The 26,774-nt window shown below is 60.3% G+C and carries 22 protein-coding genes and 1 tRNA gene; 13 read left to right on the forward strand and 10 right to left on the reverse strand.

Going from position 1 to position 26,774, the window contains the following annotated elements; translation table 11 throughout:
• Positions 1-99 precede the first annotated feature (99 nt).
• Positions 100-6,948 (forward strand): hypothetical protein, encoded by a 6,849-nt coding sequence (locus tag JIN81_RS04190; RefSeq protein ID WP_234044449.1) that lies wholly within the window; start codon positions 100-102, stop codon positions 6,946-6,948.
• A 65-nt stretch (positions 6,949-7,013) separates the two neighbouring features.
• Here the strand turns inward: JIN81_RS04190 and argH are convergent, their stop codons facing one another.
• Genes argH through JIN81_RS04205 form a run of 3 tightly spaced genes read right to left on the reverse strand, consistent with a single transcriptional unit; the run spans position 7,014 to position 9,225 of the window.
• Positions 7,014-8,366 carry an argininosuccinate lyase gene (gene argH / locus JIN81_RS04195; RefSeq protein ID WP_200276742.1) on the reverse strand — a complete coding sequence of 451 codons (1,353 nt, stop codon included), beginning with the start codon at positions 8,364-8,366 and terminating at the stop codon, positions 7,014-7,016.
• Positions 8,367-8,425: 59 nt separating this feature from the next.
• On the reverse strand, positions 8,426-8,689 hold the full coding sequence (locus JIN81_RS04200) for a hypothetical protein (RefSeq protein WP_200276745.1): 264 nt from the start codon (positions 8,687-8,689) through the stop codon (positions 8,426-8,428).
• A gap of 35 nt (positions 8,690-8,724) precedes the next feature.
• Entirely contained in the window at positions 8,725-9,225 is a 501-nt protein-coding gene (locus tag JIN81_RS04205; RefSeq protein WP_200276748.1) for a Fur family transcriptional regulator, read from the reverse strand.
• Between the two features lie 184 nt (positions 9,226-9,409).
• Between JIN81_RS04205 and JIN81_RS04210 the strand changes: the two genes are divergently transcribed.
• From JIN81_RS04210 to JIN81_RS04240, 7 genes are all read left to right on the forward strand, one after another.
• Entirely contained in the window at positions 9,410-9,781 is a 372-nt protein-coding gene (locus JIN81_RS04210) for a hypothetical protein (RefSeq protein WP_234044450.1), read from the forward strand.
• 109 nt (positions 9,782-9,890) lie between these two features.
• Positions 9,891-10,415 (forward strand): STAS domain-containing protein, encoded by a 525-nt coding sequence (locus JIN81_RS04215; RefSeq protein WP_325100846.1) that lies wholly within the window; start codon positions 9,891-9,893, stop codon positions 10,413-10,415.
• Positions 10,415-11,857 (forward strand): PP2C family protein-serine/threonine phosphatase, encoded by a 1,443-nt coding sequence (locus JIN81_RS04220; protein ID WP_200276757.1) that lies wholly within the window; start codon positions 10,415-10,417, stop codon positions 11,855-11,857. Before JIN81_RS04215 ends, JIN81_RS04220 begins: the two co-directional genes overlap by 1 nt.
• Positions 11,858-11,935: 78 nt before the next feature.
• Positions 11,936-12,562 carry a nucleotide exchange factor GrpE gene (grpE, locus tag JIN81_RS04225; RefSeq protein ID WP_200276760.1) on the forward strand — a complete coding sequence of 209 codons (627 nt, stop codon included), beginning with the start codon at positions 11,936-11,938 and terminating at the stop codon, positions 12,560-12,562.
• 5 nt (positions 12,563-12,567) lie between these two features.
• The gene (gene dnaJ, locus JIN81_RS04230) at positions 12,568-13,713 is read left to right on the forward strand and encodes a molecular chaperone DnaJ (RefSeq protein WP_200276763.1); all 1,146 of its coding nucleotides are present in this window, start codon (positions 12,568-12,570) and stop codon (positions 13,711-13,713) included.
• Positions 13,714-13,720: 7 nt separating this feature from the next.
• Complete coding sequence (locus JIN81_RS04235) at positions 13,721-14,431, forward strand: RsmE family RNA methyltransferase (protein WP_200276766.1); 711 nt, start codon at positions 13,721-13,723, stop codon at positions 14,429-14,431.
• A gap of 63 nt (positions 14,432-14,494) precedes the next feature.
• Positions 14,495-16,672 carry a hypothetical protein gene (locus JIN81_RS04240; protein ID WP_200276769.1) on the forward strand — a complete coding sequence of 726 codons (2,178 nt, stop codon included), beginning with the start codon at positions 14,495-14,497 and terminating at the stop codon, positions 16,670-16,672.
• Between the two features lie 11 nt (positions 16,673-16,683).
• On the opposite strand, the gene purB is transcribed toward JIN81_RS04240, so the two are convergent.
• Positions 16,684-18,102, reverse strand: a complete 1,419-nt coding sequence (purB, locus tag JIN81_RS04245) for an adenylosuccinate lyase (protein WP_200276773.1) — start codon at positions 18,100-18,102, stop codon at positions 16,684-16,686.
• A 53-nt stretch (positions 18,103-18,155) separates the two neighbouring features.
• Entirely contained in the window at positions 18,156-18,470 is a 315-nt protein-coding gene (locus tag JIN81_RS04250) for an ArsR/SmtB family transcription factor (protein WP_200276776.1), read from the reverse strand.
• Positions 18,471-18,532: 62 nt separating this feature from the next.
• On the opposite strand from JIN81_RS04250, the gene JIN81_RS04255 reads away from it, so the two are divergent.
• The gene (locus tag JIN81_RS04255) at positions 18,533-19,051 is read left to right on the forward strand and encodes a rhodanese-like domain-containing protein (RefSeq protein ID WP_234044452.1); all 519 of its coding nucleotides are present in this window, start codon (positions 18,533-18,535) and stop codon (positions 19,049-19,051) included.
• Between the two features lie 247 nt (positions 19,052-19,298).
• On the opposite strand, the gene JIN81_RS04260 is transcribed toward JIN81_RS04255, so the two are convergent.
• Together JIN81_RS04260 and JIN81_RS04265 are read right to left on the reverse strand one after the other, a co-directional pair.
• On the reverse strand, positions 19,299-20,933 hold the full coding sequence (locus tag JIN81_RS04260) for an FAD-dependent oxidoreductase (protein ID WP_200276778.1): 1,635 nt from the start codon (positions 20,931-20,933) through the stop codon (positions 19,299-19,301).
• 94 nt (positions 20,934-21,027) lie between these two features.
• Entirely contained in the window at positions 21,028-21,807 is a 780-nt protein-coding gene (locus JIN81_RS04265) for a hypothetical protein (protein WP_200276780.1), read from the reverse strand.
• Positions 21,808-22,019: 212 nt separating this feature from the next.
• Between JIN81_RS04265 and JIN81_RS04270 the strand changes: the two genes are divergently transcribed.
• Positions 22,020-22,096 (forward strand) — tRNA-Met (locus tag JIN81_RS04270).
• A 67-nt stretch (positions 22,097-22,163) separates the two neighbouring features.
• On the opposite strand, the gene JIN81_RS04275 is transcribed toward JIN81_RS04270, so the two are convergent.
• Positions 22,164-22,820: a C40 family peptidase gene (locus JIN81_RS04275; RefSeq protein ID WP_200276783.1), complete on the reverse strand. Its 657-nt coding sequence runs from the start codon at positions 22,818-22,820 to the stop codon at positions 22,164-22,166.
• A gap of 71 nt (positions 22,821-22,891) precedes the next feature.
• Between JIN81_RS04275 and JIN81_RS04280 the strand changes: the two genes are divergently transcribed.
• Complete coding sequence (locus JIN81_RS04280) at positions 22,892-23,686, forward strand: DUF1853 family protein (protein ID WP_200276786.1); 795 nt, start codon at positions 22,892-22,894, stop codon at positions 23,684-23,686.
• Between the two features lie 100 nt (positions 23,687-23,786).
• Positions 23,787-24,701, forward strand: coding sequence for a hypothetical protein (locus tag JIN81_RS04285; RefSeq protein WP_200276788.1), 915 nt, complete (start codon positions 23,787-23,789; stop codon positions 24,699-24,701).
• A 6-nt stretch (positions 24,702-24,707) separates the two neighbouring features.
• On the opposite strand, the gene JIN81_RS04290 is transcribed toward JIN81_RS04285, so the two are convergent.
• Complete coding sequence (locus JIN81_RS04290) at positions 24,708-25,145, reverse strand: DUF4870 domain-containing protein (RefSeq protein WP_234044453.1); 438 nt, start codon at positions 25,143-25,145, stop codon at positions 24,708-24,710.
• A 163-nt stretch (positions 25,146-25,308) separates the two neighbouring features.
• Between JIN81_RS04290 and JIN81_RS04295 the strand changes: the two genes are divergently transcribed.
• Positions 25,309-26,370, forward strand: coding sequence for a DUF3500 domain-containing protein (locus JIN81_RS04295; RefSeq protein ID WP_200276794.1), 1,062 nt, complete (start codon positions 25,309-25,311; stop codon positions 26,368-26,370).
• Between the two features lie 41 nt (positions 26,371-26,411).
• Here JIN81_RS04295 and JIN81_RS04300 read toward each other — a convergent pair whose 3' ends face one another.
• Positions 26,412-26,714, reverse strand: a complete 303-nt coding sequence (locus JIN81_RS04300; RefSeq protein ID WP_200276797.1) for a hypothetical protein — start codon at positions 26,712-26,714, stop codon at positions 26,412-26,414.
• Between the last annotated feature and the right edge of the window lie 60 nt (positions 26,715-26,774).

Raw genomic sequence — 26,774 nt, forward strand, 5'->3', positions numbered from 1 at the left:
ATGAAAACAGTAGTGAGAAATGTTGATCTGGTAGGCGCCGTCCAAAGACGGCGGTGGTTCCGATTCGGGCAGTGGATGTTGGCGGCGTGCACGATGGTCATGCCGATGGGCGCCCAGGGCCTGGGCGACGGAATGGCTGTGGTTCCGGTGGACAAGGTGAAGCAGAAAGCTCCGTTGTTCTATTCGGTCGACGCATCCACCACCGTGGCGGTGAGCGACACCGAGGCCTTGTCCGTGATGACGGTCCAGGTGAAAGTTCATCAAGGGCGGGCGGAGAAGCTCACGCTTGAGTTATCCGGCAGCGGTGAGATTCAATCGGTGGCTGGTGCGGAGTTGGATTCTTGGGCGGTTCGCAGGGAGTCCGACGGAAGTCGTTTCCTTGATCTCTATCCCAAATTGCCAGCAGCGACTCCGCAGCCATGGCAACCCTTCAACGAGTGGAACCCCTTCGCCAGCCCGCCATTTCGCCCGCAGCCGGCGAATCCGCCGACGGTGGATGGGCCGAAGGAATTCAAGTTCACCATTCAAGGAATCCATGAGGTGGAGTCCCGTCAGGTCTTTCCGGTGCTCCTCCCGGGACCGGGGGAGGCCGTCGGTTTCTCTTCCACGGTGACCATGCAGGAAGTCTCGGGGACACGGATCAAGGAGCATGCGATTCGTGATCTTGGGCAGGACGATGAGGTTCCCGAGGGGAGCGTCGCGAAGTATCGGAGTCATGGACTCACTGCACCTGAACTGCGGATCGAATCGCTCCCTGTCGGGGTGGTCGGCGGTCCGATTGAATTGAACAATCCACGCCTAGAGGGGCGTCTATCAGACGATGGGACGAGCCTGTCGTTCGTCCTGCGTGGGCAGGTGAATGTCCGTGAGAAGGACGCCTCGATCGAGCTCTTCGAAGGTGTGGCGATCACGGATGGCATCTCGGGAGCCAACTGGCGGATCCGGGTCGTCCAACGCGGCAACAGGTGGGTCCATGAACTGGTCGGCACCGAATCCGTCCCAGCGAAAGCTCCGATCCAAGTGGCCTTTGAGGTGGCGGTCAACGAATCGGACGACTGGCGCTCGGCGGGCTTTCGACTCCCAGCGGGCGTGATGGTTCCAGTGCGGCTCAAGGGGCTCGGTGAGAACGTGACTTTCGACAAGGGTCAGGCGCTGCAACCCCATGCGGCGGGCAAGGATTGGTTGGGATACCTGAACCCCGCCGGTCAAGGTTCCATGCGTTGGAAGTCGATTGGCAAGGAGACCGATGGGGCGCTGTTTTTCTCATCCAGCGAGATCACCGAGGTTCGCGTGGGTGCCGGTTTGATGCGGCAGGCTTCCCAGATGGAGGTTCGAGTGCTGCAGGGGAAGCTAGAAGCGCTGCGTATTCAGTTGGACGGCCCTGGCGAGGTGCTCGCTGTCGAAGGGGCACCGGTACTTGGATGGAGTGTGAGTGAGGGAGATGGGTCGAGATTCCTGGATGTGAAGTTGAGCCGTCCGATCGAAGGGCGCGAGAGTCTGGCGATTCAGACTCAATCCGCATTGGGAACCTTTCCGGTCAAGGCCGAGCCAATGCGCCTGATGCCGGTGGGGGCACTCCGCCACAGCGGCCATCTGCGGATCGCCAATGAGGGCGCCGTGCGGCTCGAGGTGGTCGATTCCAAGGGAGTGATGCAACTCGCTCCGGGGCAATTTCCCGGCGAGGCCGCGCCAGAGGGATTGCGGCAGGTATTCGTCTATCGTTTCCCGTCGGCTGAGTATGAGTATGCGGTGGCGGCCGATCAGGTGTTGCCTGAGGTCAGCGTATCTGAAGTGACGATCCACGAGATGGGCGAAACGGATCGCAGGATCCTCGTTGATCTCGAACTGGATATCCGGGAGGCCCCCATCCGCGAGTGGACGGTCGGCATCCCGGATGGTTTCGCGGTGGCCGAACTCAGCGGAGCGAGTGTGGCGGACTACAATGTGGCGAGCGAAGGCAAGGGTGGGGTGCGTCCGCTCAAGATCCTGTTCGGCTCAGCCGTGGCGGGTCGTCAGTTGGTGACTATGAAGCTTGAACGGAACCAGAGTGCTGCAGTCGGTGACTGGGCTCTGCCAAGACTCCGGCATGAGGGAGCGAAATCGACGCGAGGGTTCATCGGCGTGGCATCGGCTCCCGGATACCGGGTGGTCGCCGGCCCCATGAAGGGACTCGTCGAGAACCCGGTGGATTACTTCCCGAAGAAGATGAGTCGTTTGCAACAGGCATTCCGCATGCGCGATGAAGCCTGGTCGCTGACGATGAAGGTGGAAGCGCTCGGGCAGAGCGTGCAAGCCGACGTTTTCCACCTCTATTCCCTCAAAGAGGGAGTCGCTTACGGGAGCGTGTTGCTGAACTATTTCGTGGTCGGTGCTCCTGCCACTGAGTGGAGGATCCAGGTGCCCGAGGGCGTGGGGAACATCGATGTCACCGGACAAGGTGTCGGGCGGGACTGGCGGCGCGATGGGGAGACGCTTATCGTGCCGCTGGCTCGGCCCGCATTGGGACTGTCCAACCTTCTGGTAACCTTTGAGCAGCCGATGAGTGCCCGCGGCGGCGCATTGAGGCCCGGGGAGATCCGTCCCCTCGATGTGCAGTCGGAGCGGGGATATGTCCAGGTGACGAGCCCGCTTCAGGTGAATTACGAGGTCACTCGTAGTGAGGGTTCTGTTTTGAGGATCGATGCCAGTGAACTCCCGGCGGAGTATCGCTTGTTGACCAGTGCGCCGACCCTCGGAGCCTGGCAGTATACCGCTGGCGACGTCGGTCTGGAGATGAATGTGAAGTGGTATGAGAGCGGCGAAGCCATTGGTGAGGTCATCGATTTCGCGTCGCTCGAGAGTCACGTTTCCCGCGATAACCAGGTGGTGACCACCGCGAGTCTTTTTGCCAAGACCAAGGGGGCGGCAACCCTGGAGATCGAGCTTCCTGAGGACGCCGAGTTGTGGGAAGCGACCGTCGACGGGGCTCGCGTCAATGCGCGCAAGGCCGGGGCGGTCACAAGAGTTCCGCTTCCCCGCGGTGGGGATTCGAACGAGGCGATCAAGGTGGAGCTGCGCTACGGCCAACGCCTGTCAGGCGGCAATCTGAGGCTGGATGCGCCGAAGGTCGGCACCGCCACCGCCATCGCCAATTGGGTCATCAAGGGGGATGAGGGCCGACGGCTCCTGCCCGGGAAGAGCGGAGCTCAGTTGGTTCGGCCAGTCATGACCGAAACCGGAGCCGAATGGGTCGCTTCGACGGGTCGTGCGCTCACACCGGTGCTGCTAGTCGTCGCCGGTGTCGGCTTCCTGCTCTGCCGGATGAGGCGTCTGAAGTGGGTCGGTGTGCTGATCCTGCTCGCTGCGGCGATCGGAAGTTTCATGATGTCGGTACAGGCTGGCAGTGATCGCAGGGTCTCGCTTGGCATTCTCGAATACGCGGCGCCGGCGGTGCTCGATGGTGACTCGATGTTTGTCGAGTTTGAGAATGCCGATGCGTGGGCAGCCAACGTGAATGGGCTTGGGGTGTTTACCGCGCTGATCGGTGTCGCCCTGCTTGGGTGGGCTTTGCTGCGCGCAGTCGGCCGGGATCCCTACGTGCTCGGTATCACGGTGCTTGGCGTGGGTCTGATCTGCTGGGGAATCCTCGCGCAGCATGGGGGGGCGATTGCGTTCTTCGGATTGCTCGGACTTCTCCTGTGTGGAGCGGCATTCGTTTCCATCATGTCGGGAAGGACGAAGCCGAAGGGTGATGGACCCGGGAAGAAAGAAACGACTGACAAGCGTCCCAGTGGACCCGCGGCCGCTGCTACGGCTTCAGTCGTAGCCTTGTTGCTCACCGGATTCTCGGATGCGAAGGCGGCGGAACCTGCGGAGAGTGTGATTCAGAGTTGGCAACTCGAGGAGAAGGTGGTGCGGGGCACTCTGGAGATCCAGGTGCAGGCGAGTGAGGATGGTCAGAGGTTCCTGATGCTCTCAAGGGGAGCGATTCTGCGTGAGTTCAAGGGAGCGGGGCTCAAGGTGATGAAGGAGGGTGCGGACTACTACGTCGTTGCCAGTGGAGAGGGACCGAAGTCAGCTCAGGCTGAATTCGAATTCCGGATCGCGAACCTCCAGGAGGGGTGGATGTTGCCCACGGGGCCTGCCGCGATCCAGACGGTGTTTGCCCGCTCGGGCAAGGAGGGCTGGGATTTTCATGCGTCAGGGGCGGCCAGCATCCGCAGTGGCGTCACCCGGCCGGGCGCTGAGGGGAAATGGACGGAGATTCATCTGACACCCGCGGGCCCGGCGAAGTTCTCGGTGCAGCCCGAACAGCGGGATGCAAGTCGTGAGGAAACCCGATTCTTTACCGAGGTCTTTGACTTGTATCTCCCCGGCCCCGGCGTGGTGAGCGGAAGGCACCGGGTCGTCGTGCGACCCGCTCAAGGGGTGGTGCGTGAAGTGATTCTCAAAGTTCCGGATGGATTCACGGTCGGCGAGGTCGACGGTGGTCCGGTCGGTCGATGGAGATTCAATCCTGAGAGCCGTGAGCTCACGGTCGCGATCGAGCCCGCGAAGCAGGCCGCATTCGGCTTCAATGTCTTCACCCAGCAGGCGACTTCCGTGCTCCCGGTCGATCTGAAGCTTGCTCCCATGAGGGTGCTCGGAGGTGCAGGGTCGGTTGGCATGCTGGGCTTGGCGTTTGGAAATGACGCGCAACCCGAGGCGGTGAAGGAAGAGGGGATGAGCCCGGTGAACCTTGATGACTTCCCCAACAATCTGCGCCCGGCCGAGGGGCAGGGGCTTCTGCAGCGTGCCTACCGCTATGGCGCCGACGCTGCGAGCCTGTCGCTACGGGTTGCCCCGGTTTCCCCGGAAGTCCGGATCGAGACAAAGCAGACCCTGTCGCTGGGTGATGACCGGATGGTGATGGCCATTGATCTCATGGCGAGGATCACCCGTGCGGGTGTGTTCCGGTTGGTCATGGAATTGCCGGACGGGTTGGAGGTCGAATCCGTCACGGGTGGTGCACTGAGTCATTGGACGGAGAGCAAGGCGGACAAGGTCCGGTTGCTCACCCTGAACCTGAATGGTCGCACCATGGGAGAGCAGGCATTCACCATCACCCTGGCTGGAGCCTCCCCCGGAAGTCAGGAGTCATGGAAGATCCCGCGTCTGGTGGTGCGGGATGCCACCCGCCAGCGGGGCTCACTCGTGGTCGTTCCCGGACGTGGCCTGCAGGTGCGGGCGGTGGAGCGCAGTCAGGTCTCCCAGCTCGATCCGGGTGACGTCGGCGTGCCCCGGCCCGGTGCGTTGGCATTCCGTCTATTGCAGTCCGATTGGTCACTCGCGTTGGCGGTGCAGGAACTCGACCCATGGGTGACGGCTCAAGTGATGCATCACGTGACCTTGCGGGAAGGACAGATGCTGACGCGTGCGCGCTTGATCTATCGGATCGAGAATGCGGCAAGAAAACAACTCCGCGTCCGACTGCCGGGTCTCGATGAGCAGGCTGCAGGCACCGTGCGGGCCACAGGGCCGGCCGTGGGTGATTTTGTCCCTGTTGAGGGCGAGGAAGGAGTCTGGGAGATTCGCTTTCAACGTGGAGTGGCCGGGACGACCACCGTCGACATCGAGTTCCAGCGCCAAAGCGGCGGCGAGGGTATATCGATCGAGGTGATGGAGATGCTCGACGTACGTCAGACCTCGTATTTCGTGGGCATTACGGCCGGTGGAAGACTCGACGCGGAGATCGCGGGGGGCGTGCGTGGCTGGCAGAAGCTGGACTGGAGTGGCGTTCCTGCTCCGCTGCGGGAAGACGCGGGTTCTGAGATTCCCGACTTCATCTTCCGTGTCGCGGAACCGGAGGGCGCGATGAACCTGCGTGTGGATCGCCATGACCTCGCGGATTCCGAACCACTCCGTGGCCGGGAGGGTCAGTTGAGAACCCTCGTTTCACCTACTGGATCGGCGATCACCTCGGTCGACCTGAAGATCGATGTGAGCGAGAAATCCACCCTGCGCCTGACGCTTCCCGGTGGAGTCTCACCCTTCAATCTGCTGGTGAATGGTGAGGGTGTGCCCCTCGTGCAGGACGGCGGCGCTTGGTTGTTCTATGTTGTTCCATCGCCCCTCGGTGATGGGCCCGCGCAAGTGAAATTCACCTACGCGACCCGGTCGGAAGACGCGGGCTGGCTTGAGGCTCCGGCGCTTGATGTCCCGCTCGAGAACCTGACGTGGGACGTCTACTTGCCGGAAGGATGGGAGCTGGCGGACAGCGAGGGCTCGTTTCAACTGGTCAAGACGCAGGCACTGGGAGGCATGGGGCTCTCGTCCTACATGTCTCTGAGCACGGCGATGAACCAGAAGGGGAAGGCGGAAGCTCTTGCCGAATCCAAGAAGGGCTACGAATGGCTGGCGTCGGGTGATCAGGAGAAGGCGAGCAAGCTGCTCGGGAAGGCCGCTCGCAATGGCTTCCTCGATGAAGCTGCGAAGGAAGATGCCCGAGTGCAGTATCGCAACCTGAAGATGCAGCAGGCCGTGCTGGGATTGAACACCCGGAGACAGCGGAACTACCTTGATAACCGTTTCAACAACAACGACGCACCGAACCAGCAACTTGAGCAGGCAGCGGAGGAGAATCCGATCCTTCAGGGTCAGTATAACTTCGACCCCCAGCAATTTGATCGGCTCATGGTCGGAAACTCGGCGGAGGAAACGAGTGCCTTGAAGGCGATCGCCGGCCAGATCGTCGAACAACAGATGGAAGTCGTCGGGGCTCCCGAATCACTCGACATCGAACTGATGGGGCAAGGTCGCCTGTTCCGTTTCACCCGCAGTCTGCAGGTGAAGGGCGGGGAACCGATGACACTGCAACTGAATCTGACGCAAGAGCGGCCCAGTGGCTGGCTCTATGCGGGGATGATCGGGCTGCTTGCTTCCGTGATCGTCGTTTTCGGTTTCAAGACCGGACGGAAGGACGCGGCATAAGCAAAACGGATCGTGTCAGGGCTGCATGACGGCCCTGATGCCAAGTCCGCGAGGGGCGGCTTCCATCAGAGCAGCGCCTTCCAACGGGCGATCTCCGAGCGCACGTTGTCGATCGATGGAGCGCCGGGATTGGTTCGTGCGGCGAGCGCGGTTTCCAGTGAGAAGACGCTGCCTGCTTCGGTGGTGTAGGCTTCGTCGATGTGGGTCAGGTCGAGTTGGTCCAGCGGAGTGCCGGAGCTGACTGATTCGGCGACGGCCTTTCCGACAAGCTCGTGTGCGTGACGGAACGGGACACCTTGTTTGACCAGCCAGTCGGCCAGATCGGTGGCGAGGAGGAGTGGATCGCTTGCCGCTTCCCGACAGTTGTCCTCGCGAATCTCCATCGCGGAGATCATCTCGGCATTCACTGCGAGAGTGAGACGCAAGGTGTCGATGGAATCGAAAAGCGGCTCCTTGTCTTCCTGCAGGTCACGGTTGTAGGTGAGCGGGAGTCCCTTCACGGCGGTGAGCAGGCTGACGAGGTTGCCCAGCAGGCGTCCGGTCTTGCCACGGGTGATCTCGCAGACATCCGGATTCTTCTTCTGCGGCATCAGGGAGGAGCCGGTGGTATGGGCGTCGGACAAGGAGACGAAACCGAACTCGGCGGAGCACCAAAGGATGAGATCCTCCGAGAGGCGAGACAGGTGGACGCCACAGAGAGACATGGCGAAGAGGAACTCCGCGATGTAGTCACGATCCGAGACCGCATCCATCGAGTTGCGGCTGACTTCGTCAAAGCCGAGCTCATCGGCAATCTGCTGACGGTCCAGATTGATGGTGGAGCCGGCCAGGGCGCCTGATCCGAGTGGGGAAACATTCAGTCGCTTCCTGCAGTCGGCGAGACGACCGAGATCGCGCTGAAGCATTTCGACGTAGGCGAGGAGGTGATGTCCAACCGTGACCGGTTGACCACGCTGGAGGTGGGTGTAGGCAGGGAGGACGGTGCCTGCATAGGCCTCGGCCCGGTCGAGAAGCGCCCGCTGCAGGTCCTGGATGCCGGCAGAGATCACGTCGATCTCCGCACGGCAGTAGAGGCGGGTATCAGTGGCGACCTGGTCGTTGCGGGAACGCGCCGTGTGGAGCTTTGCTCCGGCGGCTCCAATCCGCTTGGTCAGCTCGGCCTCGATATTCATGTGAATGTCCTCAAGGCTGGTCTTGAACTCGAAATTTCCGGCCGTGATGTCGGCTTCGATCTCACGCAGTCCCTGATCGACCTGCTGGAACTCTTCTGCGCTGAGGAGCCCGGCCTTCACCTGGGCACGGGCATGGGCGATCGAGCCGGCAACGTCGTGCTGATAGAGCCGCCAGTCGTAGCTGATGGATTCTCCGAATTGCTGAACGAGCTCAGCGGTTTCCTGGGCGAAGCGACCTTTCCACATGGGCGGTAGTGGACTAGGGGACCGGCCGCCTGCCAAGTGCCAAGTGCAGCCGGGCTGCTTCAGGTGGAGGAGGAGCCGGCCTGCCGATACCAGACCGTCACGTAGGTGGCATTCACGGTGTCGCCACTGGCGGCGGATGCGGGGACGATGGAGACGACCTCGATGCCGCTTTGCTGGCGGAGCCAGTCGCGTGCTTGCTGGTGACAGCTTTCGATTCGTTCGATGATGACCTTCGGTCCAGCAAGGGTGATTCCCCGCCCGCTGGTGCCGTAGAAGATGCGGTAGTCCAGACTCCGGTAGGCGGGAATGGGAGGTGGCTTCATGGAGAATGGGGGTGGATGGACCAAGCGTCCACGGATCAGCGCTTTCTCGCCGGGATGCGCTTGCTGGTGAGGCGTGCCTGCAACAGGTTCGGGCAGCTCCCCTTGAGCCGGAGCTGCTCGCAACAGGCTTCCAACTTGATCGTCTGACGGACCGGGCGGAACCCGAGTCGTCGGGTCATGCAGTTGTTGAGCAGGTCGACATGATCATCCTCGAACTCGATCACCTTGCCGCAGTCGATGCAGACCAGGTGATTGTGGCTGGGTTTTTCGAGGTAGTTCGGGTCGTAGGTCTTGAGGTCACCACCCAGGTCGATTTCCTGGATGAGTCCGGCTTCGACGAGGAGGGCGATGGTCCGGTAAACCGTGGCGCGTGAGGCGTTCAGGTTGTGCTTCCTGACCCGATCAAAAAGCTCCTCCGAGGTGAAATGGTCGTCCGAGGCGAAGGCGAGACGGACGATGGCATCCCGCTGGGGCGTACGGCGGAGCCCCTTCTGCCGAATGAAGGCATCGAGTTTGGCTACGGCGGCATCGTCCATGGCTGGAATCTATCCGACCCGGGGGTCGCACGGGAAGCATTTCCGCGATTCGGGGTGTTTCCGATTGGCAAGCGTTGCGGAGTCGGTTGAATTGTCGCTGATGACGATTCGGCGAACCGCATGGCTTCTGATGGCGTTGGTGATGGCTTCCTGCAGCAGTCCCAACACTCTGGACGTTCGTCCGATGCACCTTCGGAACCGGGAGATCGCGGATGAGGAGGAGCCGATGATCCGCGGCGAACAACGGAGGCTTTTCCATGGGGCGATCGGTGTCCGTGAGCAGGAGCAGTGTCTGGGTCACTATTATACCGTGCTGTGGCGCAATGACGAGGTGGGTGAACCGGTTGAGGTGCGGTTCGAGTATCAGCAGGGAGAGTCGGGCAGCAGGGTGCTGACGAAAACCCAGACCTTTGATGGCTCAATGGAGAAGGGCCGTGCCGAGTTTCGGATCATTGGCGATGAATACCTGAAGAAGGGACGTGTTCTCGCCTGGCGATGCAGTCTGTGGCGTGGGGGTCGGGAGATCGAGCACAGGCAGTCGTATCTGTGGGAATAGAGGCGCAAAAACCGTAGCGAAATCGGGCGATGGACGATTGACCGACCGTGGTTTGCGAGCCTATCTTCCGCCGCGTTGCGAACAAGGTTTCGCACTTCTTTCCGTGAGTGTGGAAAATGGCATTTATTTCGGAGCTTTCGACGGGTTCACCTGGATCCGTTGCGAAGGGAAGGGCTCATTCATGCAGAGTCCAGCGCTCAAGGATTGTACCCAAGCGCGGCAGGAAGACGGTGAGACGCTTTTCGTGATCGATCTCCAGGCCTGCACGGGCATGGATTCGACCTTCATGGGGTTCCTGGCCGGGCTCGCGGCAAGGGTCGGTCGAGTCGGTGGCCAAGTGCAGATCGCGGCACCGGGTGAACGCAATCGCCAGTCGCTGGAAGATCTGGGATTGGATTGCCTGCTGCATATTTCCCCGCCGGAGGCGGTGTGGCGGGGTCATGCGGACGAGATCCGATCAAAACTCGAACCTTACAGCTCCAAGCGACTGCCTGGAGTCAAGGAGCGCGCAAAGCACGTCCTTGAAGCTCACCGCACTCTGGCCAGCACCAGTGAAGAGAACGCCGAGCGCTTTGCCGGCGTGCTTGAGGTCTTCGAAAAACAGGCGTCCGATGATTCGGAAGCCGAGAGCTGATGGAACGACTTCTGCCCTATCTGCTGCTGCTGATGGTGGTGGTGGTCTTCCTCCTCCTGTTTGGTCGTCTTCGCAGGCGTTTCCACCGGAAGAAGGACCTTCTGCGCGACATCGAGACCGAGGAAGTCCGCATGTTTGAGTTCCTGCACCGTCTGGGTGCGGCAATCGGTTCGGAGACCAGTCAGGAGCAACTTTACCGGATCATCGTCGAGGGTATCGATGAAGTGGTCACGGCCGAAGGAGGCGCCATTTACCTGCTCGACGCGAGTGGGGAACTCCTTGTGCCGAAATATCTGTCCTCCAACTGCCCGCCTCTCATCGGGGTGCCGATGGAGGTCCGGAAGAAAGCTGAGCGCGATGCCCGCGCGATGTCCAGCTACCTGCATCTGACCCAAGTGCCCGTGGAGCATGGAATCTTCGGCGAAGCGCTGGCGAGTGGTCGGCCGATCCACGTTCCCAGCTTGAGAACCCACGAGTCCTTCCGCGATGCATTCCACGGGTATGGCGGGGGTGAGGACATTGCGGTCCAAGTGGCTCCCTTGCGGCATGGTGGCAAGGATCTCGGAGTTCTGGCCGTGGCGCGGCGACTGAGTGACCGGCCATTCTCAACCAATGACATCTCGGTGTTCCGCACGGCGGCCGAGCAGTCCGCGTTCGCGCTCGGCAATGCGTTGATCTACCGGGAGGCCGATGAGAAGCGACAGATCGAGGGGGACCTGCGCAATGCGAGCGAGGTTCAGCGGGTGTTGCTTCCGCAGGAGTCGCCGGTCATCCCGGGATACCGCGTTCACGGCACGAACATCCCGGCCCGGATCATTAGTGGCGATTACTATGACCACCTTGAACTTGGAGACGGGCACCACGGGATCGTCATTGCCGATGTGTCGGGCAAGGGGGTTGCGGCAGGCTTGCTGATGGCGATGTGCCGGAGCGTGCTCCGAGCCAAGGCTGGCGACAGCATGGATCCAGGCGAGGTCTTGGCCCGGGTGAACGAGCTGCTTTTCCCGGATATCCGGGAGGACATGTTCGTCAGCTTGTTCTACGGCGTGATCGTCGGCGAAACGGGGACGGTGCGGCTGGCCAGGGCGGGGCACGATGCGGCCCTGCTTTTCCGCTCCGAAACGGGGACCATCGAGATGGTGAAACCTCCGGGACTCGCGATCGGGGTGGACGGGGGAGAGGTTTTTGAACGGATCACCCGCACGGTCGAGATCGACCTGAAGCACGGTGACTGCCTGTTGTTTTATACCGATGGCATCCAGGAGGCGATCGATGAGTCCGGCAAGGAGTTCGGGATCGAGCGGCTGCGAGAGGTCTTCCTCGGCAGTGCCGGTCTGGGCGCTGAGGCCGCGGTAGCCGCTGTCCAGCGCGAGGTGGCGAAGTTCACCGGCCAAGGGAGGCAGATGGACGACATCACGATGCTTGCGGTCGAACGACGATGACGTGCTCGGCACCCAGGAGGAACCGGTTGGAGAAGGCTCGGGGTTGACGAGGAGGGCAGGGCGTGACAGGTAGCGGCCATGCATTCAAGCGATCCTGAACTCGAGAAGGAGGAGCCTGTGGACGAGCCAGCGATGGAAGCGGCTGCTGAGGGGCAAGCTGACGCCCAATCGGCGGCAGAAGACTCTGAATTCCCTGAGTCTCCTGAAGCGGAAGGGGCGGGCGAGGAAGCCGACGAAGTCGATCCAATGACCGCCCTGGAGCAAGACGTCATGAAATGGCGTGAACTGGCGATGCGCACCGCGGCTGACATGGAGAACTTCCGCAAACGCGCGACCCGCGAGCGTGAGGACTCCATGCGCTACGCCAATCAGTCGCTGCTGGAGGAACTGCTGCCCATCCTCGACAACTTCGAAATGGGGATGCAGGCCGCCGGCCAGGAGAAGGACTCGATGATCTACATCGGCATGGACATGGTCCGCAAGCAGCTCAATGAATTCCTGAGCAACAATGGGGTCGAGGAGATCCCCGCCGAGGGCAAGGAATTCGATCCGAACCTGCATGAAGCGGTTTCGCAGGAAGAGACAACGGATGCGGCCGAGGGGACCATCCTCAGTGTGATCCGACGCGGCTACAATTTGCGCGATCGTCTGCTTCGTCCAGCGACCGTGGTGGTGGCGAAGGCTCCTGAAACCTCGGAAGGCTGATCATCATGGCAGAGCGCGACTTTTACGAAGTGCTGGGTGTATCGAAGGACGCCAGCGCGAGCGAAATCAAGAAGGCCTATCGGAAGTTGGCGGTGAAATTTCACCCCGACAAGAATCCAGGCGACCACGAAGCGGAGGAGCGATTCAAGGAACTCGGTCAGGCCTACGAGGTCCTCAGTGATGAGGACAAGCGTGCGGCCTACGATCGCTACGGCCACCAGGCGTTCACCAGTGGAGGTGGCGGTGGCTTTGGCGGTGGTGGCTTCGGTGGCTTCCATGACCCGATGGACCTGTTCTCACAGGTCTTCGGTGGTGCGTTCGGCGGTGGGTTTGAGGAGTTCTTTGGTGGCGGGCGCCGTCAACGTTCCGGTAAGCAACGTGGTAGCGACCTACGCTACGACCTCGAAATCTCGCTCGAAGAAGCCGCGTCAGGTGCCGTCAAGGAGCTTGAGATCGAGCACAACTGCGCGTGCGAAAAGTGCAACTCGACCGGTTCGAAGAGCGGGAGCGGTTCGCAGACCTGCTCGACCTGTGGGGGACGCGGCGTGGTGGCACGTCAGGCTGGGATTTTCATCCAGCAAACCACCTGCCCGGATTGCCGGGGTACGGGAGCCAGCATCGCGGATCCGTGCAGTGACTGTGGCGGCGAAGGGCGGACCCAGCGTCCGAGCCGGATCAAGATCCGGATCCCCGCCGGCGTGGAGGATGGCACCCGCCTTCGTTCCTCCGGAAACGGCGATGCCGGCGTTCGAGGCGGTGGCTCCGGCGACCTCTATGTCTTCCTGCATGTGAAGGAACACGACGTGTTCGAGCGTGACGGAAGTGACCTCTACTGCCGGATGCCGCTGCCATTCAGTACGGCGGCACTGGGAGGCGAACTCGAGGTACCGACCCTTGATGGCAAGGCTTCGATCAAGATCCCAGCCGGAACTCAAGGCGGAACCCTGTTCCGGGTGCGTGGACGTGGCATGCCGGTTCTTTCCAGCACGCACAAGGGCGACCTTCACGTGGAAATTCAGGTTGAGGTTCCGACCCGTCTGAATTCGGAACAGCAGGAGAAACTCCAAGAATTCTCGGAATCCATCGGCGATCACAACTCGCCGATGCAGGAATCTTTCCTCGAGAAGGCCAAGCGGTTCTTCGGATCCTGATACCGTCATGGCCCGCTTCTTCCTTGAACCGGAATCGTGGGGCGATCACGCGGAACTGGTTGGCGACGAGGCGGTCCACTGTTCCCGCGTCCTGAGGGCGAAGGAAGGGGATGTCATCGAGGTCTTCGATGGAGCGGGGCGATGGGCCCGAGCCGAGATTACGTCGGTGGACCGTAACCGGGTCAGCCTCCGTTTGAGTAATCAGGAGTCGTGCCCGAAGCCAGCGGTTCATGTTGTGCTGGCCCAGGCGATCCTGAAAGGGAAAGCCATGGACTGGTTGATCCAGAAGTCGGTCGAATTGGGAGTCAGCTCCATCCAACCCCTGATCACGGAACACACCGTGGTTCGACCTGCTGAGGCAAAAGCGGAGAAGTGGCGACGCACCGCGTTGGAAGCCTGCAAGCAATCCGGACAGCGATTTCTGCCGGAAATCGGAGAGCCCACGACGCTGAAGGCGTTTCTCGAAAACAACCACCCGGGACTGAGCATGGTTGCGGCGTTGGCTGAACCCCGGAAGCTGCTGCGGGAGGTCGTCGCGGGTGGCGGTGCCGTCGATCATGTCACCTTTGTCGTCGGCCCGGAGGGGGATTTTTCGGCGAGCGAACTCGACGCTCTGGTGAGTCATGGCTTTGAGCCGGCAAGCCTCGGAAATCAGGTGCTCCGCAGCGAAACTGCAGCCCTGTTCGGCCTCGCTGCGATCGCCTACGTGTTCGCGTAGGTTCATAAGTTTTTAAATTTAAGGGACTTGAACTAAATGGAAATCTAAGATATCTGCATCACCGTGCGAAATCTTCCCCGATTCATTTCCAGTCTCCTCGCTGCAAGCGCGCTGCTCGGCGTGGTGGAGGCGAACCAACTTCCGGCGCCCACAACGGGCCTTGAAGTCGACACTTCGTCCCGGACGGCAGTCCTGGCTTTTTGGAATGCCTACTACAAGAGCTCGGAAGGGTCCGAAGCTGTCATGGCGTGGAATGGATCGCATGGGATCTGCAGTCCTGGCAGCAACTCGTTGGCCTACACGGAGAAGGTCGAACGGCGTATCAATTTTTACCGGGCCTTGGCCGGACTGGATGCCAATACGGTGACCAATTCCGGCGCTGCCGTCGTGATTGGTTCGTCGGATCCCCACAAGCCATCGCCCTCGGTGACCAAGCAAGCTGCCTGTCAGCAAGCGGCGCTGATGTTCTCGTGGGCCGACCAAGTGAACCACAACCCACCCAATGCGGCGCCCTTCTATTGTTGGTCGTCGAGCACATGGAATGCGGCGAATCATTCCAATCTGGCGATTGGCTTCTGCGGCCCTGAGGCCATCGACGCCTACATGCGCGAGAACGACCCACTCACCCTGTCATCATGGAACTCCCAGGTCGGGCACCGGCGGTGGATCCTCAAGCATGGGGCCACGGATTTCGCCAGTGGGGATGTCCCCGGGAACGGTGTGCAGTTCCGGGACACGAACGTCATGTATGTCGTTCAGGCCGGAAGTGAATTGATCGACGTGCCAGCCCGCTTTGTTGCTTGGCCATCGGCGGGATACTTTCCCGACGCCCTGATGGCCAGCCAGTGGTCGCTGAGCCATCCTGGTGCGAGCTTCTCATCGGCGACGGTGAGCATGACCGATGGCAATGGTTCGCCCGTTTCAACCAGCATCATCGACCGAACCACCACGAACCTGGCGGACCCCGCGATTGTTTGGTCCGTTCCTGCATCCGTCGCGACGGTAGGTGTGACGCAGGACACGAGTTATCACGTGACCGTGGCGGGCATTCAGGTCGATGGATCAACCGTATCGCACTCCTATGTCGTGACGGTGTTCGATCCAGATGTGCTGACCGAACCTCTCGCACTTCAAGGAACTCCCACTCCTCCGGTCGAGGGAGCCAACTACTTCTTCGAGGCGGTGGCTGGGGCAAGCAGCCACAAGGTGCTTGCGAGTGAATCCCAAACCGTTGATTGGACTGCTGGAGCCGAGGATGGGGCATCTGATTTCATTATCGACCAGACCGAGGCAAGCTACGCACTGCGGACATCGACACCCTATGTCCATCAGGGCAGCAAAGCCTTTCGCCTGAGGCTCCCCGCGCCCGGACCGGCGGCCAACGAGAGTTTTATCATCGATCGCGAAGTCATTCCAGGGCCCGGCGCCTCGATCAGCTATCGTCGAAAAAGGGGATACATGGCACCCGGCGAGCTGTTCGAACTCCAGATCTCCAACGATGGGAGTTCATGGACGACCATTGACAGCATCAGCGGATCGATCAGTGGCAACGTGGACCCATCGTTCACCTTGCACACCAAGAGCCTGACTCCCGGCGTCGCCATTCGGGTTCGGGCCGTGCTTCGCTGGCTAGATGGAGGCATCTACGCTCCGAGCGACAACCGGACCGGGATCTTCCTCGACAGCATTTCATTCAATAACTGCGAGTGGGCGAGTTCGACCATCGAGATTCCAGCGGATTCTGGCACCGGTTTGGCGAGAGTCGATGCCTCGACTCTTGGGGGAACGCCTTCCGCTGGCAGCACCCTGCGCCTGCGTCTCAGTGCCGACCTCGGTGGTGTCTCCTACCTTTCCACTTCACCATTGACCGTCACCTTTGGAGGGACGGTCGAGGGTTTTTCGGATTGGGCTGTGGTGAATTATCCAATGCTGACGGGGGGCTTCGATGGCGATCCTGACGGTGACGGTATCCCAAGCGGCGTCGAGTATGCCTTCGGCCTCAATCCGGTCGTGCGATCATCATTTCAACGAACCATCAACCTGGGTGCTGGCGGACTGAGTATCAGCACTCCACTCGATTTCCAGCGGGCCGGGGTGGTCTATGAACTCGAGCGTTCCTCGGACCTGAGCTCGTGGACGACCCTCGGCACGACCGTCACGCATTCCAACGGTCAGCTCATTGGAAGCACGGCCGCCACATCGTCGAAGGGCTTTGTGCGCTGGAAAGTGGTGGAACCCTGAACGTCTCCGCTTCAGAGGATGCTTCCCGGGGTGTACGCCGCTGCGTCCGGATGGGCAGCGGTCAGCTTGGCCACTTCCGCCCCGAAGTGCTGCAACTGGGAGGCGGCAGCTCCGGCGTTTGCTTCTCCCTGAGCCACGATTGCCTTCAGCTGTTGCTCGTCGAGCGGCAAACGGTCGTCGTCCGCGAGTCTTGCGACCAGGTCATTGTGACCGACCTTCCCCTGGCGGAGGTCGTTGACCGTCGCCACGGCGTGCTCCTTGATGGCCTTGTGGGCGGTCTCCCGTCCGACCCCGGCCTTGACCGCCTCCATCATGATGGTGGTCGTCATGAGGAATGGCAGGTAGTGAGTGTTCTCCTTGGCGATCACTGCAGGGTAGGAATCCATCTGGTCGAGCACCGTGAGGAAGGTTTCGAACATTCCGTCGCAGGCGTAAAAAGCATCCGGAAGCATCACACGGCGAACCACCGAGCAGGACACATCACCCTCGTTCCATTGGTCACCAGCAAGCCCGGAAGCCATGGTAAGGTGGCCACGGAGAATGAGATGGAAGCCGTTCACTCGCTCGCAGGAGCGTGAATTCATCTTGTGAGGCATTGCGCTCGAACCGGTTTGTCCGGGAGCAAACCCTTCACTGGCGGTCTCGTGGCCAGCCATCAGGCGCAGGGTCTTCGCCATCGATGACGGACCACTCGCGAGGTCGACGAGTGTGGATACCGTGCGCATGTCGAGGGAACGGGGATAGACCTGGCCGACATTTGTCCAGACAGCGGGCATGCCCAGGTGGGCAACGACCTTGCGCTCAAGTTCCGCGACCTTCGATGCGTCACCTTCAAACAGGGATAGCTGATCCATCTGGGTGCCGACCGCCCCCTTGAGCCCGCGGACCGCGTAGCTGGAAATCAGGGACTCCAGTGCTTGATGGGCGGACAGCATCTCCTCGCCGAACATGGACAGACGCTTGCCAAAGGTGGTCGGCTGGGCCGCCACATTGTGGGTCCGGGCCGTAATGACGAGGTCGGCCCACTGGGCGGACCTCTTCGACATCCGCGCAAGCGTGGCGACCGAGCGATCGCGCAGCACCAGAAGGGAACGGTAGACCTGGAGTTGTTCCACATTCTCAGTCAGATCGCGGGACGTCATGCCCTTGTGAACCTGCTCATGACCGGCGAGTTCGTTGAACTCCTCGATTCTCGCCTTCACGTCGTGCCGAGTGATTCGCTCCCGCTCCATGATCGATGCCGTGTCCACCCGGTCCTTGACCGACTCGTAGGCGTCAATGGCCCCCTGGGGGATATCGAGACCCAGGTCCTTCTGGGCCTTCATCACGGCAATCCAGAATTCACGCTCCAAAACGATCCGCCCTTCAGCGGACCAGATGGATTGGATGGCGGACGAGGCGTAGCGTTCAGCGAGGACGTTTGGAATCACGCCCGGGAGGTAATCAACCCGAGGCGATGTGGCAAGAGTCGGTCGCGCCCTCGTCAGAATCTCAGTTTCCGCTCCTTCGGGCGGGCATTGAGCTGCTCACAGGCCAATCGACAGAACTCCAATACCACCGGTTCGGAGATCGCATAAATGGAGAGGTTGCCCAGCTTCTTTCGCGACAGGAGCCCGGTCTCGTAGAGCATTTTGAGCTGCTTCGAAACATTGGCCTGGGTGGTCTCCGTCGCTTCCACCAGCTCGCCAACACTCTTGGGCCCGGACTTCAACTCCTGAAGAAGAGCCAATCGGGTCGGTTCTGAAAACGCACGGAAGAAGCGCGCTACTCTTTCCAGTTCCTCCGTCCCAAGTTTCATGGGTGGGAAACTAATCAATCGGTTTTGATTGCGCAAGCATAACCATATGGTTATATGGCGACATGAAAGAGATCAACGTGACGACTGCGGCGGAAATGCTTGGGACAGACGGGGTGCAATTCATCGATGTCCGGACTCCTGCTGAATATCGGGCAAAGCACGTGGCGGGCTTCGAATCAAGGCCACTGGACCAGCTTGATGCCGGGGCGGTTTCGCCGGAAGTCGTGCTCATGTGCCTGAGCGGCAAGCGCGCAAGCATGGCGGCCGAGCGTCTTGAGGCGGCCGGGGTCGGGGGCGTAAGTGTGGTCAAGGGAGGCATTCAGGCGTGGGAAGAGGCGGGGCTTGATGTGGAAGTCGGAGAAGGGGTGATTTCCTTGGAAAGGCAGGTCCGGATCGCGGCAGGTCTGATGGTCCTGATCGGAGTGATCCTTGGGACCTGGGTGCATCCAGGCCTCTACGGACTGGCGGCTTTCGTGGGTGCTGGTTTGACCTTTGCGGGCATCACCGACACCTGCGGGATGGGCATGCTTTTGGCGAAAGCCCCGTGGAATCAGGCCGGCTGCTCGTGCAAGTCGACCTGATCCGTGCAGCCCCCCGGGATAGCCTGACTTTTGTGTCGCCGAAGAAGGCGTCCGCTGCCTTGTCCGTTCCGAACCAACCCATTCGTTGGCGGCAGGCTGCTTGCAGGCCCTGCACATGTGGTGCCGTTCCGCCGTCGTCGAGGCGACATGACGGCTCGGCATCATCCACGACTTCGTTGTGCAGGCACATTGCTTCCGACACCTGATGGGTCGACCGATCGCCCCATCGGCGGAAACAGGTGGGGGGTCACTCGATCTGATGATGGGCGCCGCCTAGAATACTACGGGCATCGTAGCCGTGATTGGCGAGGATTCTTGCAGCGAAATAGCTCGTCTTTCCCATCTGGCAAACCGTGTAGACCGGGCGATCCTTGTCGATCTCACCCAGCCGTTCCCTGAGTTCACCAAGCGGGATGTTTTTCGCTCCTGGCGCTGGAAGTCTTCTCGAGGTTTCTGGTGGGCGCACGTCGATGATCTGACAGCCCGCTGCCTCCTTCATCGTGGGAATGGGTAGAAGGAGGCCATCCCTGATGTTGGCGGCCGCGAAGCCGGCGACATTCACCACGTCCTTCGCGGAACCGAATGGAGGCGCGTAGGAGAGCTCCAGATGCACCAGGTCGTCGATGGTCATCCCTGCACGGATGGCTGTCGCGATCACGTCGAGCCGCTTGTCGACCCCGTCCTTGCCGATGGCTTGGGCACCGAGGACCCTGCCGGTGTCAGGTGACCAGATCAGTTTGAGGGTGATCGTTTCCGCTCCGGGGAAATACGACGCATGAGAGGGCCCGTTGACCACCACCGACTCGAAACTCTGGTCCGCACCCTTGAGCCGTTTTTCGGACAGCCCTGTCATGCCCGCCGCAAGGTCAAAGACCCGGACGATGGCGGTTCCGATCGAACCCGGGTAGGGCAGGGCCTTGTCACCGAGGAAGATGTGGTCAGCAGCGGTTCGCCCCTGCCGGTTGGCCGGACCACCGAGAGGGACTGCGGCGTGACCTCCGGCGAGCGGGTCGGGAGACTCACAGACATCGCCGACGGCATAGATGGAAGGTGCGCTCGTGCGTTGGAAACCGTCGACCGTGATGTGCCCTCGAGGACCGAGTGCAAGGCCCGCGTTCCTGGCCAATTCACCCTCGGGTCGCACGCCAATCGACAGGACGACCAGGTCGACCTCGAACGAGCGACCGCTGGCAAGGTTGGTCCAAAGGCCCTCTTCGCTCCCGCCGAAGGACTGAATCCCGTCCCCGAGAATGGTTTCCACGCCTTTGTGTTTCAGGGCTTCCACCAAGGGTCTCGCCATTTCGGGGTCGAGCTGCGGAAGCACCTGTTCCTGTAGTTCGACCAGACTGACTCGCTTGCCGATGTGGACCAATTGTTCGGCCACCTCCAGACCGATGAATCCGGCGCCGATGACGGCCACCCGCTCCACGGTTCTCGCAGCGCGGATGATGGCATCCATGTCCTCGAGGTTTCTCAGGGTCAGAACGCGGGGATCGTCAATTCCCGGCAGGGGTGGGCGGATCGGAGACGCTCCCGGGGACAGGATCAACTCGTCGTAGTCGAGGGTGGAACATTCGCCGGTTTTCAGATCCTTCAATTCGACCTTTCCTGAATCGGGATGGATGGCGGTGACCTCCGTGAGGGTCTTGACATCAAGTGCCAGCAACTTGCGGAGCGAGGTGGGCGTCTGGACGGCGAGATCGTCCCGGTCCGTGATCTCACCTCCAATGTGATAGGGTAGGCCACAGTTCGCGAACGAGACGTCCGGGCCTCGTTCGATCAGGGTGATGCGGGCCGATTCGCTGTGCCTCCGCGCACGTGCTGCGGCAGATGCACCACCTGCGACGCCACCGACAATCACAATGTGTTTGCTGGATTTCATGGCCCTACCAAGACCTGAAATCAAGCTGATCGCAAATCATTCATGGGGGTCGCGCAGATGGAGCGCAGAATTTCGCCGGATCTGCATAGGGTGGCTATCCAACTGCCTGAATCGTCTGCGAGAGCGCCTCGATCAGGCAATCTCGAAGTGGAGCCGCTTCCTCGGCAAGCCGGCGCTGTTCGGTTTCATAGAGGCGCCGCCCTTCGCTCGTTTCAATTTTCACGGGCTCCAGTCCGAATTCCGACAGATCATACGGGCTCGCGCGCATGTCCAAGGAGCGAAGCTCGACGGCCAACTCGAAGCACTTCAGCTGAAGTTCGGAGCTTACCCAAGGCATGGATTTCGATGCCCATTTGTAGAGGTCCATGCCCACGTGAAGACAGCCCGGCTGTTCATTCGCCATCCGGGAGTCCATGTCGGGCTGCATCCGGTTGAGCGGCTGGGCGGCAGGCTGGAAGAACCGGAAGGCATCGAAGTGACTGCAGAAGAGCGGTCGGTTTTCCACAATCTGATCGATCTCGGATTGAGGTAGGCGAAGCGGGCACGTCTCGCCGTGGCGAACCTGCTCACCACCGTAAACCATCGCCCACTCGTGCAGTCCGTGGCAGCCGAAATACGGTGGCCGGTTCTGAGTGGCAACCAAGAGATCGCGGATCCATCTGATCCTCATGACCTGCTTCGCACTCAATGATGCAGGATTGAGCAGGGTCCAGCCCTCCTGGGTTTGGTAGGGCGGCCTTGTCAGCCAATCCGGGACACTGTCGTCATGCTCGATGGCGATCCCTGGACCGGGGTGCCACTGGGTCAATTTCCGCATTGAGAACGGATAGTAGGTGAACAGGAAATCATCCACCGGGTGGGCCTGACCACGCATCCTTCTTTGTCGTGTCGGACCGACCCACCGGAGAGCCCGCCTCCGATGGGTCGCGGCTCGTAGCTTCCACTCGTCCGATGAGAGCGAACGAGTGTCAGGATGATTGGTAATCGATGAAGGACGCATCGCCGAGAAACTGATCAAAAAGTTCTTGCGCACCGGCGCAGTGCCATTAGTCTCCCGGCCCGCCCCTGAGGGGGCAACAAACAAATCGCGGGATGGAGCAGCCAGGTAGCTCGTCAGGCTCATAACCTGAAGGTCGTAGGTTCAAATCCTACTCCCGCCACCAATGAAAGCCACGGTTCACAAACCGTGGCTTTCGCCGTTTTCAGGGACGACCCCCAGTCAGCGAGGAGTCATGGTTGCGCAGGCTTCTGCAGCTTTTCAAGACCGGGTGGGGGGCCGAAGCCGATGATGCGGGCCTTGGATTGTCTGCTTGGAACCTTGAAGTCATAGACTCCGAAACCACAGCGCGCCTTGCCCGAATAGGAACGACCATCACTGGAGCCGATCATCACCGGTTTGCCACTGGCCTTCTCGACGCCGAGATACATTTGCACGTGAGTCACCTTGTTGGTCCGTCCATCCGTCGGACGATAGGTGCCCGCCCAGAAAACAAGGTCTCCGGGCTGAAGCTTCTTAAAGACGGGGGCTTCCAGTGAACCTGCTGAGGCAGGCACCTCGGTGAGCAATCCCGCTTCACGGATCCAGTCATACTGCGCCGCGGAGCTCCGGGCCGGCTGGATTCCTGCCTGCGAGAGAATGAAGTAGATCGAGCCGGAACAATCGAACCCTCCCTTTTCTGGATCGGCACTACCGAAGAGGTAGCGATTGAGGCGATGGGTTCGGCCCAGCTTCAACGCCAGGTCGACCAATGCGGCGCGCTTCGGGTCGAATTTGTCGAAGTCCGCAAGTTCGGCCGATTCGAGCTCACCGGGCAAAGGACGTGGTGCTTCACTCTCGGCGGCCGATGCCGGTGGCGACGAGAGGAACGGGAGCATGACGAAACTCATGAGAAGGGCTGCTCGGCTAGCTATCCGGATCTGCATGCGCTAGCCTACTCCAACTTCATCGCGATCCCAACATGGATTCAGCACCGAGCAAATTGTTTCAAGGCATCGTCAGCGGGGCTCCATTGATTGACGAGCTTCCCGGGTCTCGGGTGTTCGACCCGAAACTCTTGGGTGATGGGCAAGTGGCTGAGCCACTGCACATGAATCAGAAGCTGGGGCATCTTGTGGAAGATGCTGTTGCTTGCCTGATTGAAGCCTCGGACCGGTTCGATCTTGTTCATCGCAACCTACAACTTCAACCCGACCCGCAAACGACACTGGGTGAGCTTGACTTCGTGCTGCAGGATCTTGAATCCGGTCACTTCATTCATCTCGAATTGGCGGCGAAATTCTATCTGGCGCTCCCAACCCCAGATGGAATCCGCCTTCCTGGCCCCGATCCGGCGGACAACTATTTCACCAAGCTCGGCCGCCTGCGCGACCATCAACTTCGTCTGACGCAGTTGCATCGAGATCACCTGCCTGAATTGATTCGAAGCGAGCCCATCGAAGTACAGCATCTCATCCTTGGGATTCTTTTCGATCCTGCCGATGCAAAGGATCCGTCTCAGCCTGACTTCATCCATCCCTCATGTCGTAGAGGACGTTGGGTTCACGTCGATGCACTGGAGGCGTTTTTTGAACCCGACGCACGCTTTGAGTTGGTTCCCAAACCTCTCTGGCCAGTTCCCTTGGAGTTTCTTCGGGACGTTCCACTTCGCTCCTGGAATCGAAGGGAGATGAACCATCGATGTGTCATGCTTCGCGTGAATCAAGGCGTAGAACCATGGTTTGTGGTCCCTGCGCACTTTCCGGAGAGCCGCTGACCCTCTCGTGAAAGCGCCTCTGACGGGCTGATCGGTCCCAATCATCTTGAATTCCCGCGCCCAAACTGATACGGCTTCTGGGTTAATCCCCCCACACATCATGAAAGCGCTCCCCCTCGTCCTGTCTTGTCTCGGTCTCACCCCTTGCCTCCGGGCGGACCTCTATGTCAGCAATTTCACCACGATTCATGGGTCCAGCTCCGCGACAGGAGTCTGGAGAAATCACACGACCTCTACGGATCTGTCTCTATCAGTCGAGATCTCTCAATCGGGCGGCGCAATCCAGGCAGCGGATGGAAGTAGCACTGCTTCCATCATCAATCCCTCGGGGACCGAAATCTACAATCTGTGGGAAGACGTCCCGGAGGTTTTCCCGTTCCTCGCTGGGATCGATGTGTTTGAGCCGAACTTTGTCGGGGATTACATCAACATTGAAACCCAGGAAGGGGCGACGACGACCGTGACCATGGATCTCGGGGCCCTTGTCACCAATCCCATCATCTCACTGACGGATGTGGAGTATCGGACCACGCTCACCTTTCCATCGGCGCTCACCGCTTTGGCGGGAACCAGCAATCTGGAGATTGCTGGAGCGACGTTGAGTTCGGATGGTACTCTGGCCGCCGGTGAGCCGCCGCCGCCCAACGAAATCTTCGGTAGGGAAGCGGCCGGTTCGATTCAATTGACCGGAACCTATTCCACGATTGTGTTCACGGTCGCTGTTGGGCCAGGGGATGCCACGGTCGGACCCAACGATCGGACGGGCTATGTGATCGCCACCGAGACCGAACCACAACCCCTCCCATCGATGCCTGAGCTGCAGATCCAACGACTGGGAAATCAGATCATGCTGATGTGGGACGTGGGAGACTTCGACTCGATCGAGATGTCGGGCACCGGACTATCGGGCTGGACGGCTATCCCGGGGCTGGATCCGGGGGCGGTCGGTTCGTGGTCCGGGGATCTCTCAACCTTGGGCGATGTCAGATTCTTCAGGGGCGTCTATACGCCTTGATCGGGTTCAGTCGATCAGCCGAATGGTCATTGGGTAGCGATACGCTTTTCCTTCACCTGCCTTGATCGAAGCGATGATGGTGAAGACGACCTCAACCACGACGAGAGCAATCAAGCCGGGAATTCCGATCAGGGCACCGATAACGGTCATCACGAGGACCACGCAAATGACTCCATAGATGAACAGGCTGATCTGAAAGTTGAGGGCCTCCTTGGCCTGTTCGGAGGCAAAAGGAAGCTCGTCCTTTTTCGCCAGCCAGACGACCAACGGGCCGATGAATCCCGGGATACCGATGAACGAGCTCAGGGAGGACACATGAGCGATCAGTGCCCAGTTCCGGTTCTCTTTCTCTTCGGGTGAGACAGGTGCGGGTCGCCCACTTGAGGGGCTTGAAAGGGTGGTGGCTGGCTCTGCAGCCGGGGTCTCTGGAGCTTCATCGTTCATCGCCTGGATCATGACATCAACGAGTCGGGTAGGAACTACAAAAGCAGCGAAGGATTCTCATGCGGTTGGATTCAGACCGGGGCGTGCGTGGTTCAGAGTCCTTGGTTTGAAGGATTGCGGGTTTTGTTCTTCTCAAGCCTGCGGGAATGCCGAGCATGACGGGATGAATCTTCTCGCTTCCTCATGGTTGGTCGTCGCCAGTGCGACCGGTTCGCTTCTTTCAGCTGAAAAACACCAGGCATGGACCTTGGCCAGTGAGGTTTTTGCATCAGCGAAGCCTGCCAAGACGAATCACAGCCCTGAGGCGATGGTCGCGGCAGCTGAGGCCTTTCTTGAGAAATTGACGGCAACGCAGCGGGGGCAAGCACTGCTGTCGCTTGATCACCCTGAACGACAGAAATGGACGAACACCCCCCCGCGGGGGAACGAGGGAGGGCTGAGGTTGGGGGATCTTGACAAGGGCCAACTGGAAGCCGTTTCGGTGCTGCTTTCCACGGTCATGAGTACGGAGGGGTATCTGATGTCACGCAACATCATGCTGGCGGACGACCTGCTGCTGGATTCCCGGGAGGAGGCCGAAGAACGTGGAGGTTTCGGATCTGCAAACTACTGGGTGGCGATCTTCGGTAAGCCATCGGTTGAGAACGAGTGGGCACTCCAGTTCGACGGGCACCATGTGGGAGTGAATCTGACGATGAGGGGCGAGAAGGTCACGATGTCACCTTCCTTCATCGGTACCCAGCCCCGTGAGTTCAAGCTGGGCGATGAGGTGATCGTCCCGATGGGGAAAGAAACATCCCTGGCCTACGAATTCATCGACAGCCTGACTGAGGAACAGAAGGAGGAAGCCATTCGCGGTGACAAGCGTCGTCGTATCGTGGTGGGCCCGGGGAAGGATGGGAAGACGCTCGATATTCCCGGCATGTCCTGCAAGGGACTGACAGTCGAGCAGCGGGAGAAATTGCTCAAGCTGGTGTCCTGTTGGGTCGACGATTTGCCGAAGGCCTGCGCGATGCAGCGGATGAGTGAGATCAAGGCGGGTATGGATCAGACGGTGTTTACTTGGAACGGGCCGTTTGCGCTGGAGAGCGACATGTCATTCCACATCAGTGGTCCGACCGTGATCATTGAATATGCAGGCCAAGATTTGGGAGGCGACCCGCTCGATCATTTGCACTCCATCTACCGCGACCCGACCAATGAATATGGCGCGAAGTGGAAGTAGGTCGATGCGCGTAGCTGAAAGGGAAAACTCCGCGCCGCTCCTCAGTCGTCGTCCTTGATGATCGAGAGTTCCTTCTGCAGGAGGAAATCGAGGTCGCTTTCTTGAGGGTTCAGGCATTCCGACATGCCGAACCTGACGATCTGGACGCCGAGTTTTGTCGTGCCGATGGCGAGGTAGATCTCCGGGTATTCCGCGATGCCGAGGTAGCGCATGGCATGGACTTTTCCAAGAAAGCGTCCGTCGCCACCCTCGCTGGTCATCATCTCCATCGACTCCGCGGTGAACCCGTCGAACTCGGATTGAACCGCGGCATGGATGTAGTGCTGGATTTCCTCCGTCGTCATGATCGGACGATCCGATGCATCGCCTTGGCTGGCCAGAATTGATTCTCCCGGTTTCCCGAC

The organism is Haloferula rosea (genome assembly GCF_016595525.1).
Classification (GTDB): Bacteria; Verrucomicrobiota; Verrucomicrobiia; order Verrucomicrobiales; family Akkermansiaceae; genus Haloferula; species Haloferula rosea.